This is a genomic window from Azospirillum sp. ST 5-10 (genome assembly GCF_051225715.1).
In the GTDB taxonomy this organism is placed as follows: domain Bacteria; phylum Pseudomonadota; class Alphaproteobacteria; order Azospirillales; family Azospirillaceae; genus Azospirillum.
The window spans coordinates 1-15,119 of the sequence record NZ_JBPJSP010000021.1; the positions used below are offsets into that span (position 1 = coordinate 1).

The 15,119-nt window shown below is 72.0% G+C and carries 16 protein-coding genes; 8 read left to right on the forward strand and 8 right to left on the reverse strand.

Annotated elements, in window-relative coordinates; genetic code table 11:
* On the forward strand, positions 1-87 hold an 87-nt coding region (locus ACSBPG_RS20965; RefSeq protein ID WP_435539278.1), incomplete at its 5' end, for a hypothetical protein.
* An 88-nt stretch (positions 88-175) separates the two neighbouring features.
* Here the strand turns inward: ACSBPG_RS20965 and ACSBPG_RS20970 are convergent.
* Complete coding sequence (locus ACSBPG_RS20970) at positions 176-1,723, reverse strand: M10 family metallopeptidase C-terminal domain-containing protein (RefSeq protein ID WP_435539158.1); 1,548 nt, start codon at positions 1,721-1,723, stop codon at positions 176-178.
* Between the two features lie 101 nt (positions 1,724-1,824).
* A complete protein-coding gene (locus ACSBPG_RS20975) occupies positions 1,825-2,637 on the reverse strand; it encodes a hypothetical protein (RefSeq protein ID WP_435539159.1) in 813 nt (270 codons plus the stop codon).
* A gap of 65 nt (positions 2,638-2,702) precedes the next feature.
* On the opposite strand from ACSBPG_RS20975, the gene ACSBPG_RS20980 reads away from it, so the two are divergent.
* The 4 genes from ACSBPG_RS20980 (at position 2,703) to mobB (ending at position 6,991) form a co-directional block, all read left to right on the forward strand.
* Positions 2,703-3,473, forward strand: a complete 771-nt coding sequence (locus ACSBPG_RS20980) for an SDR family oxidoreductase (protein ID WP_435539160.1) — start codon at positions 2,703-2,705, stop codon at positions 3,471-3,473.
* A 393-nt stretch (positions 3,474-3,866) separates the two neighbouring features.
* A complete protein-coding gene (gene uvrC / locus ACSBPG_RS20985; RefSeq protein WP_435539161.1) occupies positions 3,867-5,792 on the forward strand; it encodes an excinuclease ABC subunit UvrC in 1,926 nt (641 codons plus the stop codon).
* A 72-nt stretch (positions 5,793-5,864) separates the two neighbouring features.
* Positions 5,865-6,464, forward strand: coding sequence for a CDP-diacylglycerol--glycerol-3-phosphate 3-phosphatidyltransferase (gene pgsA, locus ACSBPG_RS20990; protein WP_435539162.1), 600 nt, complete (start codon positions 5,865-5,867; stop codon positions 6,462-6,464).
* Positions 6,461-6,991, forward strand: coding sequence for a molybdopterin-guanine dinucleotide biosynthesis protein B (gene mobB / locus ACSBPG_RS20995; protein ID WP_435539163.1), 531 nt, complete (start codon positions 6,461-6,463; stop codon positions 6,989-6,991). Before pgsA ends, mobB begins: the two co-directional genes overlap by 4 nt.
* Before the next feature lie 58 nt (positions 6,992-7,049).
* On the opposite strand, the gene ACSBPG_RS21000 is transcribed toward mobB, so the two are convergent.
* From ACSBPG_RS21000 to msrB, 4 genes are all read right to left on the reverse strand, one after another.
* The gene (locus ACSBPG_RS21000; protein ID WP_435539164.1) at positions 7,050-7,523 is read right to left on the reverse strand and encodes a DUF1772 domain-containing protein; all 474 of its coding nucleotides are present in this window, start codon (positions 7,521-7,523) and stop codon (positions 7,050-7,052) included.
* A gap of 64 nt (positions 7,524-7,587) precedes the next feature.
* On the reverse strand, positions 7,588-8,220 hold the full coding sequence (locus ACSBPG_RS21005; protein ID WP_435539165.1) for a hypothetical protein: 633 nt from the start codon (positions 8,218-8,220) through the stop codon (positions 7,588-7,590).
* Positions 8,220-8,810 (reverse strand): hypothetical protein, encoded by a 591-nt coding sequence (locus tag ACSBPG_RS21010; protein ID WP_435539166.1) that lies wholly within the window; start codon positions 8,808-8,810, stop codon positions 8,220-8,222. The genes ACSBPG_RS21005 and ACSBPG_RS21010 overlap by 1 nt, the downstream gene beginning before the upstream one ends.
* Positions 8,811-8,957: 147 nt before the next feature.
* The gene (msrB, locus tag ACSBPG_RS21015) at positions 8,958-9,464 is read right to left on the reverse strand and encodes a peptide-methionine (R)-S-oxide reductase MsrB (RefSeq protein WP_435539167.1); all 507 of its coding nucleotides are present in this window, start codon (positions 9,462-9,464) and stop codon (positions 8,958-8,960) included.
* Positions 9,465-9,687: 223 nt separating this feature from the next.
* On the opposite strand from msrB, the gene ACSBPG_RS21020 reads away from it, so the two are divergent.
* Positions 9,688-10,881 carry a pentapeptide repeat-containing protein gene (locus ACSBPG_RS21020; RefSeq protein ID WP_435539168.1) on the forward strand — a complete coding sequence of 398 codons (1,194 nt, stop codon included), beginning with the start codon at positions 9,688-9,690 and terminating at the stop codon, positions 10,879-10,881.
* A 16-nt stretch (positions 10,882-10,897) separates the two neighbouring features.
* On the opposite strand, the gene ACSBPG_RS21025 is transcribed toward ACSBPG_RS21020, so the two are convergent.
* Together ACSBPG_RS21025 and ACSBPG_RS21030 are read right to left on the reverse strand one after the other, a co-directional pair.
* Entirely contained in the window at positions 10,898-11,896 is a 999-nt protein-coding gene (locus ACSBPG_RS21025) for a BMP family lipoprotein (protein WP_435539169.1), read from the reverse strand.
* A gap of 22 nt (positions 11,897-11,918) precedes the next feature.
* Complete coding sequence (locus ACSBPG_RS21030) at positions 11,919-12,722, reverse strand: hypothetical protein (RefSeq protein WP_435539170.1); 804 nt, start codon at positions 12,720-12,722, stop codon at positions 11,919-11,921.
* 155 nt (positions 12,723-12,877) lie between these two features.
* On the opposite strand from ACSBPG_RS21030, the gene ACSBPG_RS21035 reads away from it, so the two are divergent.
* Together ACSBPG_RS21035 and ACSBPG_RS21040 are read left to right on the forward strand one after the other, a co-directional pair.
* Complete coding sequence (locus ACSBPG_RS21035) at positions 12,878-13,705, forward strand: SDR family oxidoreductase (protein ID WP_435539171.1); 828 nt, start codon at positions 12,878-12,880, stop codon at positions 13,703-13,705.
* Positions 13,706-13,882: 177 nt separating this feature from the next.
* Positions 13,883-15,112 carry a calcium-binding protein gene (locus ACSBPG_RS21040; protein WP_435539172.1) on the forward strand — a complete coding sequence of 410 codons (1,230 nt, stop codon included), beginning with the start codon at positions 13,883-13,885 and terminating at the stop codon, positions 15,110-15,112.
* Positions 15,113-15,119 lie beyond the last annotated feature (7 nt).

Here is a 15,119-nt window from a genome sequence, read left to right on the forward strand (position 1 = left end):
CTCGCCAAGTACAACCAGCTCATCCGCATCGAGGAGCAGCTCGGCGCCGCCGCCCGCTTCGCCGGCAAAGGCATCCTCAAGGTCTGATGCGCTTCCCGGGTGGTCGGTTCGCTCATCCGGGAGCCGCGGGACGCGCCCGCTCCTCCCCCGGCCGGGGGAGGAGCGGGCTGCCGGATCAGGCGTAGGACAGCCAGCCGTCGGAGAACTGGGCGGTGCTCAGCCCGAGCAGGGTCACCGAATGGCCGCCGCCCAGGCCGATCACCAGGGAGCCCGCCACGTCGGCCGTGGTGTAGGCGGTGCCGACGGCGATCTGGATGCGGTCGCCCTCGGCGGCGTTGAAGTCGGTGACGGTGTCGGTGCCGCTCTCGCCGGTGCAGACGAAGAGGTCGGCGCCGGCGCCGCCGGTCATCACGTCGTCGCCGCGGTTGCCGTACAGGCGGTCGTCGCCGTCGTCGCCCAGCAGCGTGTCGCCGCCCTGGCCGCCGAACAGCGTGTCGTTGCCGACGCCGCCGTAGACCGCGTCGACGGCGAGCTGGCCGTACAGCACGTCGCCGTCGGCGCCGCCGAAGACGAAGTCGTCCCCCTGGCCGCCGAACAGCGTGTCGGTGCCGAGATTTCCGTAGAGGGCGTCGCTTCCGAAGTTGCCGTAGAGCGCGTCGTCGCCCGCCGCACCCGACAGGGTGTCGGTGCCGGCGTTGCCGTACAGGGTGTTCCCGCCCTCGTTGCCGGTGACCGCGTCGTTGCCCGAGCCGCCGTTGGCGTTCTCGATCAGGGAGCGCGTGTCGCCGTTGAAGAGGCGGGCATTGGCGACGCTGCCGCGGGCCACGTGGCCCTCGCCGAGATCGGCGAGCTGGCTGGTGGAGAAGGTGCTCCAGGCGCCCGGGGCGAGGTTGACGACGAGGTTGTCGGAATAGGCGGAGAGATCGTAGGTGTCGATGCCGCCGCCGTCCCACACCGTCTCGAAGATCTTTCCCGAGCCCGGCGTGAAGGCGTAGACCGTGTCGCCGCTGTTGTGGCCGTAGTTGGCGCCGTACATCCACTGGATGGCGGCGATGTCGTTGATCATCGGCGTGGTCGGGTAGGAGCCGTCGGCGATGGTCAGGCCGGTGCTGGGGTCGGCGCCGGCGTAGGAGCGGTAGCTCATCACCGACAGCTCCATGCTGTCCTGATCGGCCGGCAGGGTGCCGCCGCCGAGGGCGAGGTCGGAGGCGTCCTGGTGCGGGTGCTTGAGGCCGAGCGTGTGGCCGATCTCATGGACGGCGCCCCAGTAGGGCTCGCCGTGTTCCGGCCACTGGGCGGTGGTGTAGTCGTTCGGGCCGAACCAGCAGTCGCCGCTGGACTGGTCGCCCAGCGAGGGCAGGGCCGCCTCGGCGGTCTGCGGCGTGTTGGAACCGGAGAAGCGCAGGTTGGCGGTGGACGCGGCGGACGGCGCCTGGGTCAGCGTCAGGTTGGCGACGTCGGCCCAGGCCTGCAGGGCCTTCTGGACCGCCGCCTGCTGGTCGGCGGTGAGCTGCACGAAGCCGTTGTAGGGATGGTTGGCCGCCGGATCGCCGGCGTTGTAGCCGGACCAGTCGGCCGAGGCGGTGGGGAACTGGTAGGTGAGGGCGGAGATCTTCCACTTCGTCCCTTCGAGCAGGGTGTCGATCGTGGCGTCGCCCGTCTTGCCCGTCAGGGCGATGTAGGTGCTGGTCGCAAGGTCGCTTTCAACAACCGGAATGGCCATCCTGCGGCTCCAAGGCTGAACCCTCCGACGCGGAGGGGCGGAACAATTCCGCAATCTCGGCCTGCCCGATGCAACGGAGGGGTGTCAATGGCGTTGTGAGATCAATCGAGGCGTTCGCACGCGAAGCGATCGTCCGGCGCCGGCCGGCGGTTGAGATCGAGCCAGCCGCCGACGGTGTGGCGCAGGTCCAGGACCCGGTCCTCCTCCGGGGCCGGGGCGATGTCCCAGGTCCAATGCCGGTCGGGCGGCGGCAGGGGGACGCCCCACAGGGACTCCTCGCGCGCGACCACCGTCCCGTCCCGCAGCCACAGGCTCTCGGTGTCGCTGAACAGGCCGGCCACCGCGGCGACGCGTCGCAGCCACGCCACGTGGGCGGCGGCCAGCGACCGGGCGAAGGCGTCGGCGTCGCGGCGGCGTCCGAGGGCGTCGCGCGGCAGCAACGGGATCTGCGACAGCAGATTGCAGGAGACGGCGTAGTCGAAGGGGCGGTCGAGGAACGGCCCGTCGCCGGGCGTCGGCAGCGGCGCCCCGGTCCGGAGCGCGTCGCGCAGGGCGGCCAGCGTGCCGGTCACGTCGAGCGTCGCCAGCCGGACGTTGGGCCAGCGCCGCACCGCCCGCCGCACCGGGTGCAGGTGCACGAGATCGACCAGCACCACCTCCTCGAAGCGCGCCGCCAGCTCGCCCAGCGGCAGCTCGATCAGCAGGCCGGAGCCGGCGACCAGGGCGCGTCCGCCGGCCGGGGCGAGGGCTGCCGAGTCGGCGACGAATCGGCGGGCGGCGGCGACGTGCGGGGTCCAGGCGCGGTGCTGGCGGCGGTGGCGGGCCGCCAGCGCCACCGCCTCCGACAGGTAGCCGAACGCCCGCGCCTGCGCGCTCGCCGGGGTCGCCAGGTAGTCCCAGAGTTCGCGCAGCATGGGCCGGGCCGCTCCCCTCCCTCGTTCCTCTTGACCGGCGCTGGCCGGACAGTACCTATGGCGCCATGGTGGAGATCAAGCGAAAAGCCGCCCTCGTCACGGGCGCAGGAAAGCGCATCGGGCGGGCCATCGCGCTCGACCTCGCGGCGCACGGCTGGGCGGTCGGGGTCCACTTCTTCCGCTCCAGCGGAGACGCCGATTCGGTGGTCCAGGAGATCGTCCGCAAGGGCGGCCGGGCGGCGGCCCTGCAGGCCAATCTGGCGCACGAGGAAAGCACCGACGACCTGGTCCCCGAGGCGACCGAGCGGCTGGGACCGCTGACGCTGCTCGTCAACAACGCGTCGTGCTTCGAGCGGGACGAGGCGAGCACGGTCACCCGCGCCTCGTGGGACCGCCACATGGAGACCAACCTGCGCGCGCCCTTCGTGCTGACGCAGGCGTTCGTCGGCCAGCTCCCGCAGCACGAACACGGCCTGGTCATCAACATGCTCGACCAACGCGTGTGGAACCTGACGCCGCACTTCGTCTCCTACACGCTGTCGCGGGCCGGTCTGTGGACGCTGACGCAGACGCTCGCCATGGCGCTGGCGCCGCGGGTGCGCGTCAACGCCATCGGCCCCGGCCCGACGCTGCGCAACGACCGCCAGTCGGAGGATCACTTCCGCGCGCAATGGGAGAGCGTGCCGCTGCGGCGCGCGACGACGCCTGAAGAGATCTGCGCCGCCGTGCGCTACCTGATCGACGCGCCGGCGGTGACCGGCCAGATGCTGGCTCTCGACGGCGGTGAGCACCTGGGCTGGGCGCAGCCGGGACGGGGATTCGTGCCTATCGAGTAGGCATTCGGACCGGCGGCGGCGGCGCACGGACTCCGGCCGCATTTTAACGAAAGCGGCCATCACCGAATCGGGGAATGCCGGCCTTTTACACAGGTGGACGGCCCGGTGCAAGAGGCGAAATTCACACGGTGACAAATTCGTGTCACAGCCATCCCGAAGCGTCTTGACAACGTGTTTTGGCTTTAAAAACAAACACTTAATGCGTTTGCCCATAATTTGAGCAGATGTCATGAACCCCTTGAGGCGCCTTGGCCGAAATGGGGTTAGTTTCCCCTTATCGACAGACTTATCCACAGAAATCGTGGATAGTCCCGGACGAGCTGAGTCGAAGGTGTTAACGCTATGGGTGGGGAGAAGCTTGATCGTGCCGCGTCGGTTGCCGACATTCTGGTGATGTCAGAATCCCCTACGGAGCCGGGCGGACAGCCCGCGGCCGGCGGTGCACCGGCCCGCCCGCGCCGGCGCGGTGCCGATCTCGGGCGCGGCGTCGAGGTCATCAGGAACCACCTGAAGACGCTGCCCGCCACCCCCGGCGTCTACCGCATGCTCGCCGGCGACGGCGCGGTGCTGTACGTCGGCAAGGCCAAGAACCTGAAGCGGCGGGTCTTCAACTACACCCAGGTCAACCGGCTGCCGGTGCGCCTGCAGCGCATGGTCGCCGAGACCGAGACCATGGAGTTCGTCACGACCCACACCGAGGTCGAGGCGCTGCTGCTGGAATCGAACCTGATCAAGCGGCTGATGCCGCGTTACAACGTCCTGTTGCGGGACGACAAGTCGTTTCCCTACATCATGATCACCAAGGGCGGCGACTATCCGCAGCTGCTCAAGCACCGCGGCAGCCGCGGCCAGGACGCCTGGTACTTCGGCCCGTTCGCCTCCGGTGCCGCGGTGACCCGCACCATCACCGCGCTGCAGCGCGCCTTCATGCTGCGCAACTGCGCCGACACGGTGTTCGAGAGCCGCACCCGGCCCTGCCTGCAGTACCAGATCAAGCGCTGCACCGCGCCCTGCGTCGGGCGCGTCAGTCCGGCCGACTACCAGGCGCAGGTCGACCAGGCCCGGGCCTTCCTCTCCGGCAAGAGCCGCGACATCCAGGGCGAGATGGCACGCGCCATGGCCGCCGCCGCCGAGGCCCTCAACTTCGAGACCGCCGCCCAGTACCGCGACCGCATCCGTGCCCTGACGGCCATCCAGGCCCATCAGGACATCAACCTGGAGGGGGTGGTGGAGGACGCCGACGTGATCGCCGCCTACAGCGACGGCGGCGCCACCTGCGTCCAGGTGTTCTTCTTCCGCGGCGGCCGCAACTACGGCAACCGCGCCTACTTCCCCAGCCACGACAAGGCGGCGGAGCTGGAGGAGGTGCTGGCCTCGTTCGTCGCCCAGTTCTACGAGAACAAGGCGGCGCCGGAGCTGGTGCTGCTCAGCGACTCCCTGAGCGAGATGGAGCTGCTGACCGAGGCGCTGGCGGTGCGCGCCGGCCACCGGGTGGAGCTGGCGGTGCCCAAGCGCGGCGATAAGCGCCGCATCGTCGAGCACGCCCTGACCAACGCCCGGGAGGCGCACGGCCGGCGTCTCGCCGAGAGCGCGTCGCAGGCCCGCCTGCTCGATGGCGTCGCCGAGGCGTTCGGCCTGGACGGGCCGCCCCAGCGGGTCGAGGTGTACGACAACAGCCACGTGCAGGGCGCCTTCTCCATCGGCGCCATGATCGTCGCCGGGCCCGAGGGCTTCGTGAAGAACGCCTACCGCAAGTTCAACATCCGCGACGAGGACGCGGCCGGCGACGACTACGCCATGATGCGCGAGGTGCTGCGCCGGCGCTTCGGCCGGGCGCTCAAGGAGGACCCCGACCGGGCCCGCGGCACCTGGCCCGACCTCGTGCTGATCGACGGCGGCCTGGGGCAGCTCAACGTCGCCCGCGAGGTGTTCGCCGACCTCGGCATCGACGACGTGGCGCTGGTCGCCATCGCCAAGGGCCCGGATCGCGACGCCGGGCGCGAGCGTTTCTTCATGGACGGGCGCGCGCCGTTCCAGATGGAGCCGCGCGACCCCGTGCTCTACTTCCTCCAGCGCCTGCGCGACGAGGCCCACCGCTTCGCCATCGGCACCCACCGCGCCCGCCGCGCCAAGGCCATCGGCGCGTCGCCGCTGGACGAGGTCGCCGGCATCGGGCCGGCGCGCAAGAAGGCGCTGCTGCACCATTTCGGCAGCGGCCGCGCCGTCGCCCGCGCCGGGCTGGCGGACCTGGAGGCCGTCGAGGGAATCAGCCGGACGGTGGCGAAAAAGATCTACGATCATTTCCACCCGGATGGTTAGTATGGCGGCGATCCGGCGCCGCCCCACATCCGGGGCAGTGGAACCGCGCCCGAGCGTTCGAGCCCAAGGCCCATGCTGACCAGTCTGCCCAATCTCCTGACCCTGTCACGCATCGCCGTCATCCCGCCGGTGATCGGGCTGTTCTACGTGCCGGAAGCCTGGGCCGCCTGGGCCGGCTGCTTCCTGTTCGCCGCCGCCTGCATCACCGACTACATCGACGGCTACCTCGCCCGCGCCTGGGAGCAGGAGTCGGTGATCGGCAAGTTCCTCGACCCGATCGCCGACAAGCTGCTGGTGGCGGCGGTGCTCTTCATGCTGGTGGCGGTCGGCCGCCTGACCGGCATTTCCGTGCTGGCCGCCGTGGTCATCCTGCTGCGCGAAGTGCTGGTGTCGGGGCTGCGCGAGTACCTCGCCGGCCTCAACGTCGGTGTCCCGGTCACCCGGCTGGCCAAATGGAAGACGACGATCCAGATGGTGGCCCTGGGCTTTCTCATCGTCGGCGACTATGGTCCCCAGGCGGTCCCGGTGACCCTGATCGGTACGCTGGGCCTCTGGGCCGCCGCCATCCTGACCCTGGCGACCGGGTGGGACTACACCCGCGTCGGCATCCGTCACATGATGGCCGACTCCGCCTCCCGCCCCCCAGCCGTCAAGACCGTCCGATCCGTATGACCCATCCCGTTCCGGCCGCCGGCCCCCGGACCATCTTCGGCTTCACCGGCTGGAGCGGCAGCGGCAAGACGACCCTGATCGTCAGGCTGCTCCCGCTCCTGGTGGCCCGCGGCATCCGCGTGTCCACCGTCAAGCACGCCCACAAGGGCTTCGACATCGACCACCCCGGCAAGGACAGCCACGGGCACCGCCTGGCCGGCGCCACCGAGGTGGTGGTGGGGTCGCCGCGGCGCTGGGCGCTGATCCACGAGCTGCGCGACGAGCCGGAGCCGACGCTCGACGACCTGATCGCCCGCATGGCGCCGGTCGACCTGCTGATCGTCGAGGGTTTCAAGCGCGACCGCCATCCCAAGCTGGAGGTGTGGCGCCCGGCGCTGGGCAAGCCGCTGATCGCCCGCGAGGACCCCACCATCGTCGCGATCGCCAGCGACGGCGACGTCCCCGACGCGCCGGTGCCGGTCCTGCCCCTCGACGACGCCGCGGCGGTGGCGGCCTTGGTGATGCGCCACTGCCGGCTGGACGGTTAGAGCGGGATCGCTCCAGGCGGCATCACCTGGGGGTGAATCCCGCTCCAAATTCAAGGGCTTAGAGCAGGGCGGCGGTGAAGCACGCCGCGGCGGCCAGGGCCGCGGCCGTGCGCACGTGGTTCCAGGCGGTCCAGCGCGTGCGGTAGAGGCGCCACAGCGCCGCCCCCTCGGCGCTGTCCGGCACGGCGCGCGCCAGCCGGTCGTTCAGCGGCACGTTGCAGGTGATGGTCACCAGGATGGTGCCGACGAGATAGAGCGCGCCGCCGGCGAGCAGCAGCGGGCGCGGCGACGCGCCGCCGGCCAGGGCGGCGACGGCGAGCGCGGCGCACAGCAGGGCGGTGCCGAAGAAGGCGGCGAAGAAGAGGGGATTGAGGACGACGACGTTGATGGACTGCATCGCCGCGATGCCGTGCGGCGCCGGCAGCCGCCCCAGCGCGCCCATCACGAAGGTGGAAAAGGCGAAGAAGATCCCGGCCACCAGCCCGGAGCCGAGCGCGGCGAGAGCGGTGAGCAGGGCGAGCGGATCGGCCATTGCGGCATTGTAGCGCCGCCGCACGGCCTTGTCGCGCCGGCGCTGCCGGCCGGCCGCCGATCGCTCAGCCGACGGCCGGGTCGCTCGCCGAGCGCCGCCCCCGGCCCCGGCCGGCGGCGACCCGGACCGTGTCGGGCAGCGCCGCGTCGCCGGCGCGGTTGACCGCCAGGGCCGCCAGCCGGCAGGGCATCAGCTCGGCCACGTCGAACCCGGCCTTGGCCTGGAAGCGCGCGGTCACCCGCTCGCGGGCGTCGCGCTCGCCGTCGGCCACCAGAAGGTAGCGGCGCACGCCGCTCCACGATTGGCTCGGCGGCGGCCTGCGGTGCCCGCGGGGCGAGCCGTCCGCGCTGCGGCGGATCGCCGCCTCCCAGAACCGGCCGGACCGCGGCTCGAGACGGTCGAAGACGTAGTAGCGCTCGACCGCCGCTTGGCGCATCGCCTCGAGTTCGGCCTCGACCTGGCCGGCCTCGAGTTCGGAGCGGAGGGTCCGCTGCTCGGCCTCGGCGAAGCGCTGGGCCAGCTCGCCGCAGGACTGCGCGGCGTCGCGCAGGTCCCTGGTCGCCGCCTCGACCTCGTCCTGCAGGCGGCGCACCGCGCTGCGGCAGCGGGCGATGTGGCCGCGCCAATAGCGGTTGGAGAGGACGGTGAGGACCATCAGGCTGAAGGCGGAGTAGACGAGCAGGCCGGTCATCGTCATCACGCCTCTCCCGCCCCACCGCCGGTCGTCCCCCCGCCGGCCGCTCCGCCGCCGGCCTGCAGCGCCGCCGTCAGCGGCACCGGCTGGGTCGGATAGACGCCGCTGCGCGGTTGGAAGGCGCCGCCCGCCAGCAGCGCCGCCATGTCGGCCGACTCGGCCCAGACATGGGCGACGTTGCGGAAATCCCAGATCTGGCGCGAGAAGATGACGTCCTCACGGGCGACGTCGGCGAAGTCCGGACTCGTCGTCAGCAGCATCCAGAAGCCCGCCGCGGGCTGGTCGCCTTCGATCTCGTGGACCATCTCGATGCGGCCGAATTCGATCGACCGGATCTCGCCCAGGGCGCGGCGGCGGCGAACGACGCTCGCGTCGTAGCGCTCGCGCAGCGCGTCGAGATCGGCGCGATGCCTGTTGGCGCGTGCGGTCCATTCCCGGGCGGCCGCCCGCTTCTTCTCGACGGCGAGCTTGAGGGACATCTGGCGAGCCCGCTCGGCGCCCAGCCGCCCGACGTCCATCACGATCGACAGGCCGAGGGCGGCGGCGCTGGCCACCAGCACGATGGGTCCGAGGAACTCCACCGAGAACAGCATGCGAACGATTCACTTCATGTTTCGTTCCGGGCGGTCCATAACTATCATGAGACGCAATCCAGGCGCCACGACAAACGGGGGTATTCGGGTCCATCCTTCCGTATGAGCCGCGCGACGCACGATCCGTGGGTCCAGCAACTTGCGGGGTCAGGACGCCTTGGCGGCGGATGCCGGGGCGAAGCGCATGGCCACGCCGTTCATGCAGTAGCGTTTGCCCGTCGGCGGCGGCCCGTCGTCGAAGACATGGCCGAGATGGCCGCCGCAGTTGGCGCAGTGCACCTCGGTGCGGGGGAAGATCAGCAGATAGTCGGTCGAGGTGCCGACCGCGCCGGGCAGGGGCTGCCAGAAGCTGGGCCAGCCGGTGCCGCTGTCGTACTTGGCGGCGGAGTCGAACAGGGGATGGTCGCAGCCGGCGCAGTGGAAGACGCCCGGCCGCTTCTCGCCGTCGAGCGGGCTGGACCCCGGCGGTTCGGTGCCGTGATCGCGCAGCACGTCGTACTGGGCGGGCGTCAGGATCCTCTTCCAGTCCGCCTCGGAGCGGGTCACCGGAAACGGGTCGCTGCCGGCGTTGGCCGTGCCCCAGCCGAAGTGCCGGGCCGCCAGGCCGCCGCCCAGAAGGGCGAGACCGGCGCGGATGAGGGTGCGTCGGGTCATGTCCGGTTCCTTCTCGGATCGCGCGGCCGCGCGGCGCGGAAGGCCGCGCGGCCGCGCCTTTCCATATCGGCCGGCGGGCGGGCGGGGCCAGGGCCGGTCACGGCCTTGTGACGCGGCGCGGGCCGCCGCCGCCGGGTGAGCGAACTTTCCTTCCGCCGACCGCTCCTGTACCATCCGCCTCCGGATGCGCGCCGAACCTCGCGCGGCCGGTGCGGAGCGCTGCATGTCGAGTCACGATACGGAGCACCTGCGGGCGGTCCGCGACGCTCTGGTGCTGCACCAGCAGTGGCTCAAGCGCGATCCGGCGGGGCGCGGCCGGCGTGCCGATCTCAGCTTCCACGACCTGTCCCGCCTCGGCCTGAACCGCATCGCCCTGCGCGGCGCCAAGCTGGCCGGCGCATGCCTGGCGGGATCGCGCCTGGTGGGGGCGGACATGCAGGACGTCGACCTGTTCGGTGCCGACCTGTTCAAGGCGCGCCTGACCGGCGCGCGCCTGATGGGGGCGGATCTGCGCGGCGTGCGCGCCGACGGCGCCTGTCTCTCCGACGCCGACCTGTGCGGTGCCGACCTGCGGCGCGGCCGGATCGCCCACAGCGCGGACCAGCGGCCCGCCGGCAACCGCGACGGCAGCACGACCTTCGTCGGCGCCACCCTGGCCCGGGCGCGCCTGGTCGGCTGCCGCATGAGCCAGTGCGACCTCTCCGGCAGCGATCTCGGCGGGGCCGATCTCCGTGACGCCGACCTGTCGGGGGCCGTGCTGATCGCCGCCAATCTCGCCGACGCCCTGCTCGACGATGCCGCGCTGGCCGGGGCGCTGCTGTGCGGGGCGACGCTCGACGAGGAGCTGCGGCGCCGGCTGGAGCGGCGGGGGGTCGACATCGACGGCACCGGCCTGGCCGGCCCGACGGCTGCGCTGCCCGACCGCATCGGCGCACACCAGCTGTGGATCGACCGCGCCGGCGGGGCCGGCGAGCGCCTGATGCTGCAGCGGGTCGACCTGCGCGGCTATCGCTTCGCCAACCAGCTCCTGTCCGGGGCGAGCCTGCGCGGCTGCGGCCTGCGCGGCGCCGACTTCTCCGGCGCCCGGCTGGTGATGGCCGACCTGTCCCACTGCGACCTCCGGGAGGCCGACTTCACCAGCGCCGACCTGTCCGGCTGCAACCTGCGCGGGGCCAACCTCGCTGGGGCCAAGCTGTGGCGCACGCGCATGCGGCCGATCGACCTGCGCGGCGACGGCAGCCGCATGTGGCCGACCAACCTGCAGGGGGCCGTCCTGACCGGCACGGACCTGCGCGACGCCGACCTCAGCAAGGCCGTCCTGACCGGCGCCGATCTCAGCACCGCCCGGCGCAACGCGGCGACGCTGCTGTCCGCCGCCGGCCGGGCGGCGGCGCCACGCCAGGCGGAGACCGCATGACCCCCTGGGGGGCGGCTCACGGGGCCGGCGGGGCGACGACGATGCCGCCGGCGACGATGGCCTCGCGGGCGTCCTCCACCATCGTCACCATGGCCGGCGTGAGCAGGGGGCGGTTGTTGTCGTCGACGGCGTAGTCGACCGCCCGCTCCGCCAAACCGAGCGCCTGCACGCCCGCCCGCCACGTGCCGTCGCGCCCGCTGCGCAGCGCCCGGATCACCGCCTCGTCCGTGCGCTTGAGCATCGACGTCAGGATGGTGCCGGGATAGAGCGGATTCTGGTTGCTGTCGACGCCGATGGCGAGGCGTCCGGCCTCGGCCGCGGCGGCGAACACGCCGAAGTTCGAGGTGCCGGCTCCGGCGAACACCACGTCGGCGCCGCGCTGGAACTGGCTGCGCGCCACCTCCGCGCCGGTGGTCGGGTCGTTGAAGGCGTCCGGCGTGGTGCCGACGAAGTTCACCAGGACCGTCGTCGCGGGACGCGCGTGTCGGGCGCCCTGCTGGTAGCCGGCGATGAACTTGCGCAGCAGCGGGATGTCGAGGGCGCCGACGAAGCCGATGGTCCCGCTCTTCGACGCCAGCGCCGCCAGGATGCCGACCAGGAAAGTCCCTTCCTGCTCCTTGAAGACGATCGACTGGACGTTCGGCCCGTCGACCACGGCGTCGACGATGGTGAACCGCGTCCCGGGATGGCGCGCCGCGATCTCCGCCAGCGGCGTGGCGTAGTAGAAGCCGATGACCACCACGTCGGTGGCGCCGCGCCGGACCACGGCGTTCACCGTCTGCTCGAACTGGGCGACCGCCTGCGGCTGCGCCTCCGTCACCCGCACGCCGGTCTCGGCGGTGAACGCCTCGGCGCCGCGGAAGGCGCCTTCGTTGAAGCTCTTGTCGAACTTCTGGCCGACCGCGTAGATGAGCGCCGGGACGAAGTCGCCGGCGGTCGCGGCGACCGGCAACGCTGGGACCAGGGCGCCCGCCAGCAGGACGGAGGCGAGGCGGCGGGTGATCGGCATCGGCATCGGGCGGGGTCCGTGATGTCGTTCAGGGCTGGGCGGCGCTGCGCAGCAACGAGTCGACGCGGGCCTGCAGCGGGCGCAGCGCGTCGACGGCGGCGGGGGTGAGGACGGACGCGTAGGCCTCCCCGGCGGGAGCGGCGGTCCAGTCGTTCTCGACGAAGCGGGCGTCCGCCTTGCCGACGTCGTAGAGCTTTGGCTTGACGATGGCGAACCGCTCGGCCGCCATCTTGAGGGCGGCGGCGAAGGCGTTGTCGTCGAGGCCGCTGTAGGGGCTGCCGGCGCCGTCGCGGACGTTGAGGAACAGCAGGGTGTCGCCGAGCGCGGTGTAGCCGATGCCGAGGCCGGGGGTGATGGCCGCGGCGAGCTCGAAGAAGGACTGCCCGACGTCGGGGTGCAGGGTGTCGTCGGGCAGCCGGAGCAGCGCGTAGAAGGTCTTGCCCTCGGCCTTGTCGGGGATCTCGGCCACCAGCACGCTGTCCTGGCGCAGCACCCAGCCGAGCGCCGCGGCCAGCCGTTCGGCCTCCTCGTCCGAGGCGGGCAGGGTGGTGGTCAGCGTCGGGTTGGTGCGCAGTTGCCAGCCGCCGAAGGTGGCGCGGGTGGACACGCCGTCGGGGGCGATGCCGAGCGCGTGCAGCACCTGCGGGACGATCTCCTTCGCCACGGCCGCCGTGAGGGCGGCGCGCCGGCCGTACGGCGTGCCGGCGAGGGCGGCGCCGGCGCTGGCCGGAACGGCTTCGTAGAACACCGTCTGCGCCGGGTCGGCCGCCACCGCGGGCAGCGCCGGGACCGCCGCCAGCAGCGCCCAGAGAACGAACAGCACGCGCACCATGGTTCCCCCGATGTGGTCGCCCGCCGATCCTAATCCGGCGCGGCGCGCAGGGACCACAGGATTCGCCGCCCGCGTGCGTCCGCCGGCGGCTGGACCGCAGGCGGTCCATACCCTAGCATCGTCGGAACCACGAACCATGGACGGGGAGGACGGTCATGACGCAGGACGCCGGTCTGGCGGGAAAGACGCTGCTGATCACCGGGGCCAGCCGCGGCATCGGCAAGGCCATCGCGTTGCGCGCCGCCCGCGACGGCGCCAACGTCGCCGTCGCCGCCAAGAGCAGCGAGCCGCACCCGAAGCTGCCCGGCACCATCCACACCGCCGCCGCGGAGATCGAGGCGGCGGGCGGGCGGGCGCTCGCCGTCGCCTGCGACATCCGCGACGAGGCGCAGGTCGCCGCCGCCGTCGCCCGCACCGTCGAGCGCTTCGGCGGCCTCGACATCCTGGTCAACAACGCCAGCGCCATCAGCCTGACCGGCACGCTCGACACCGCGCCCCGGCGCTGGGACCTGATGATGGGCGTCAACGGCCGCGGCACCTTCGTGTGCTCGCAGGCGGCGCTGCCCCATCTCCTGCGGGCGGCGAATCCGCACATCCTGACCCTGGCCCCGCCGCCCAACCTGGACCCGAAATGGTTCGCCGGGCACACCGCCTACACCATCGCCAAGTACGCCATGAGCCTGTGCACGCTGGGCCTGGCGGCGGAGTTCCGCGGCCGCGTCGCCGTCAACGCCCTGTGGCCGCGCACCGTCATCGCCACCGCCGCCCTGGCGATGCTGGGGGACGCGGTCCGGCCCGAGAACTGCCGCAAGCCGGAGATCGTCGCCGACGCCGCCCACGCCATCCTGACCCGCGACGCCCGCACCTGTTCGGGCAACTTCTTCATCGACGACGCGGTCCTGACGGAAGCCGGCGTCACCGATTTCGACGCCTACGCGGTGCAGCCCGGCGCGCCGCTGCTGCCGGATCTGTTCCTGGGCTGAAGAGCCCGGCCGTCCCGCTCTCAAGGCGTGTTAAAGCGGGTTTAAGAGCGAACCGAGTCGGTGGTCCGGCCGCCGGGAAATCCATTGACGCCCCGGGCCGGCCGGTCGCATCAATAGGTTGATCGCGACGGCGCGTTTGCCGCCGACGGACGACCGAGAGGCGCACAGGGGGAGCGGATGGTTGCATACAGCCACGTTTTCGGCACGGCGGGCGCCGACCGGCTGATCGGCACGTCGCCGAACCAGAAGCTGTTCGGCGGCCCCGGCGACGACTACCTGCAGGCGTCGGCCACCAGCGAGACGATCCTGGTCGGCGGCAGCGGCGCCGATACCTACACCGGCACCTTCGGCCGGGTGAACGCCATCTTCATGGAGACCGGTAACAGCGCGAACGACCGGTATGTCGACTTCGCCGTCTATTCGCCGGCGACGTACATCTTCACCATCGATGGCCGCCATTTGGCGATGACCAACGCCAACGCCACCAACAACACGATCTTCATCGACTGGCGGCAGCCGGCGAACGTGATCGAATATTGGGATATCGGCGGCCAGACCCTCACCCACGCCCAGGTCGTCCGTGCCATCGAAGCGGCGCCCGGCTACCTCGGCGACGTCTCCAGCAGCCGGCTGCCCGGTTCGCTGCGCGACGACTTCTACGACGTGATCGCCGAGACCAGGTCCATGGCGTCCTGGATGGAGGATCACGCGACCCCCGTGACGGTCCCGCCGCCGGCCGTCTCGGGGACGGCCACGGCGCTGGCCGACGACCGGACCGGCGGGGCCGGCGGCGACCGGATCGACGGGCTCGGCGGCGACGACACCCTCGTCGGGCTGGGGGGAGCCGACAGCCTGTACGGCGGCGACGGGGCCGACGCGCTGTACGGCAACCAGGGCGGCGACCGGCTGTTCGGCGACGACGGCGACGACTTCCTGTTCGGCGGCCAGGGCAACGACGTGCTGACAGGCGGGTGGGGCCACGACGTCCTGTACGGCCAGCTCGGCGACGACAGCATCGCCGCCGGCGGCGACGCCTCCACCCTGTTCGGCGGCCAGGGCAACGACGAGCTGGTCGGCGGGGCCGGGAGCGACCTGCTCTACGGCAATCTCGGCATCGACTGGATGTCCGGCGGGGCGGGCGACGACACGTTCTACGGCGGCGGCGGGGCCGACGTGGTGGTCACCGGCGACGGCGCCGACCGGATCGTCGCCGACGGCGGCTTCGTCACGGTGACCGACTTCCGCCCGGTGGACGGCGACCGCATCGTCGTCGCCTCCGGCGCCGCGATCGAGGTGGTGGCCGACGCCGACGGGAACGCGGTGATCGTCGTCGACGGCGCGACGTCGGTGACGCTGGCCGGCGTCTCGCCCGACGCCTACTTCCCGGACTGGGTGGTGGCGGCCTGACGGCGGC

Excerpts from the sequence above, each read along its gene's own strand:
- ACSBPG_RS21010 (WP_435539166.1), bottom strand. The coding sequence starts at position 8,810 with ATGCTGTTCTCGGTGGAGTTCCTCGGACCCATCGTGCTGGTGGCCAGC.
- ACSBPG_RS21000 (WP_435539164.1), bottom strand. The coding sequence starts at position 7,523 with ATGGCCGATCCGCTCGCCCTGCTCACCGCTCTCGCCGCGCTCGGCTCC.
- mobB (WP_435539163.1), top strand. The coding sequence starts at position 6,461 with ATGACCCATCCCGTTCCGGCCGCCGGCCCCCGGACCATCTTCGGCTTC.
- ACSBPG_RS20975 (WP_435539159.1), bottom strand. The coding sequence starts at position 2,637 with ATGCTGCGCGAACTCTGGGACTACCTGGCGACCCCGGCGAGCGCGCAG.
- pgsA (WP_435539162.1), top strand. The coding sequence starts at position 5,865 with ATGCTGACCAGTCTGCCCAATCTCCTGACCCTGTCACGCATCGCCGTC.
- uvrC (WP_435539161.1), top strand. The coding sequence starts at position 3,867 with ATGTCAGAATCCCCTACGGAGCCGGGCGGACAGCCCGCGGCCGGCGGT.
- ACSBPG_RS21030 (WP_435539170.1), bottom strand. The coding sequence starts at position 12,722 with ATGGTGCGCGTGCTGTTCGTTCTCTGGGCGCTGCTGGCGGCGGTCCCG.
- ACSBPG_RS20980 (WP_435539160.1), top strand. The coding sequence starts at position 2,703 with ATGGTGGAGATCAAGCGAAAAGCCGCCCTCGTCACGGGCGCAGGAAAG.
- ACSBPG_RS20970 (WP_435539158.1), bottom strand. The coding sequence starts at position 1,723 with ATGGCCATTCCGGTTGTTGAAAGCGACCTTGCGACCAGCACCTACATC.
- ACSBPG_RS21025 (WP_435539169.1), bottom strand. The coding sequence starts at position 11,896 with ATGCCGATGCCGATCACCCGCCGCCTCGCCTCCGTCCTGCTGGCGGGC.
- ACSBPG_RS21040 (WP_435539172.1), top strand. The coding sequence starts at position 13,883 with ATGGTTGCATACAGCCACGTTTTCGGCACGGCGGGCGCCGACCGGCTG.
- ACSBPG_RS21005 (WP_435539165.1), bottom strand. The coding sequence starts at position 8,220 with ATGACGATGACCGGCCTGCTCGTCTACTCCGCCTTCAGCCTGATGGTC.
- msrB (WP_435539167.1), bottom strand. The coding sequence starts at position 9,464 with ATGACCCGACGCACCCTCATCCGCGCCGGTCTCGCCCTTCTGGGCGGC.
- ACSBPG_RS21035 (WP_435539171.1), top strand. The coding sequence starts at position 12,878 with ATGACGCAGGACGCCGGTCTGGCGGGAAAGACGCTGCTGATCACCGGG.
- ACSBPG_RS21020 (WP_435539168.1), top strand. The coding sequence starts at position 9,688 with ATGTCGAGTCACGATACGGAGCACCTGCGGGCGGTCCGCGACGCTCTG.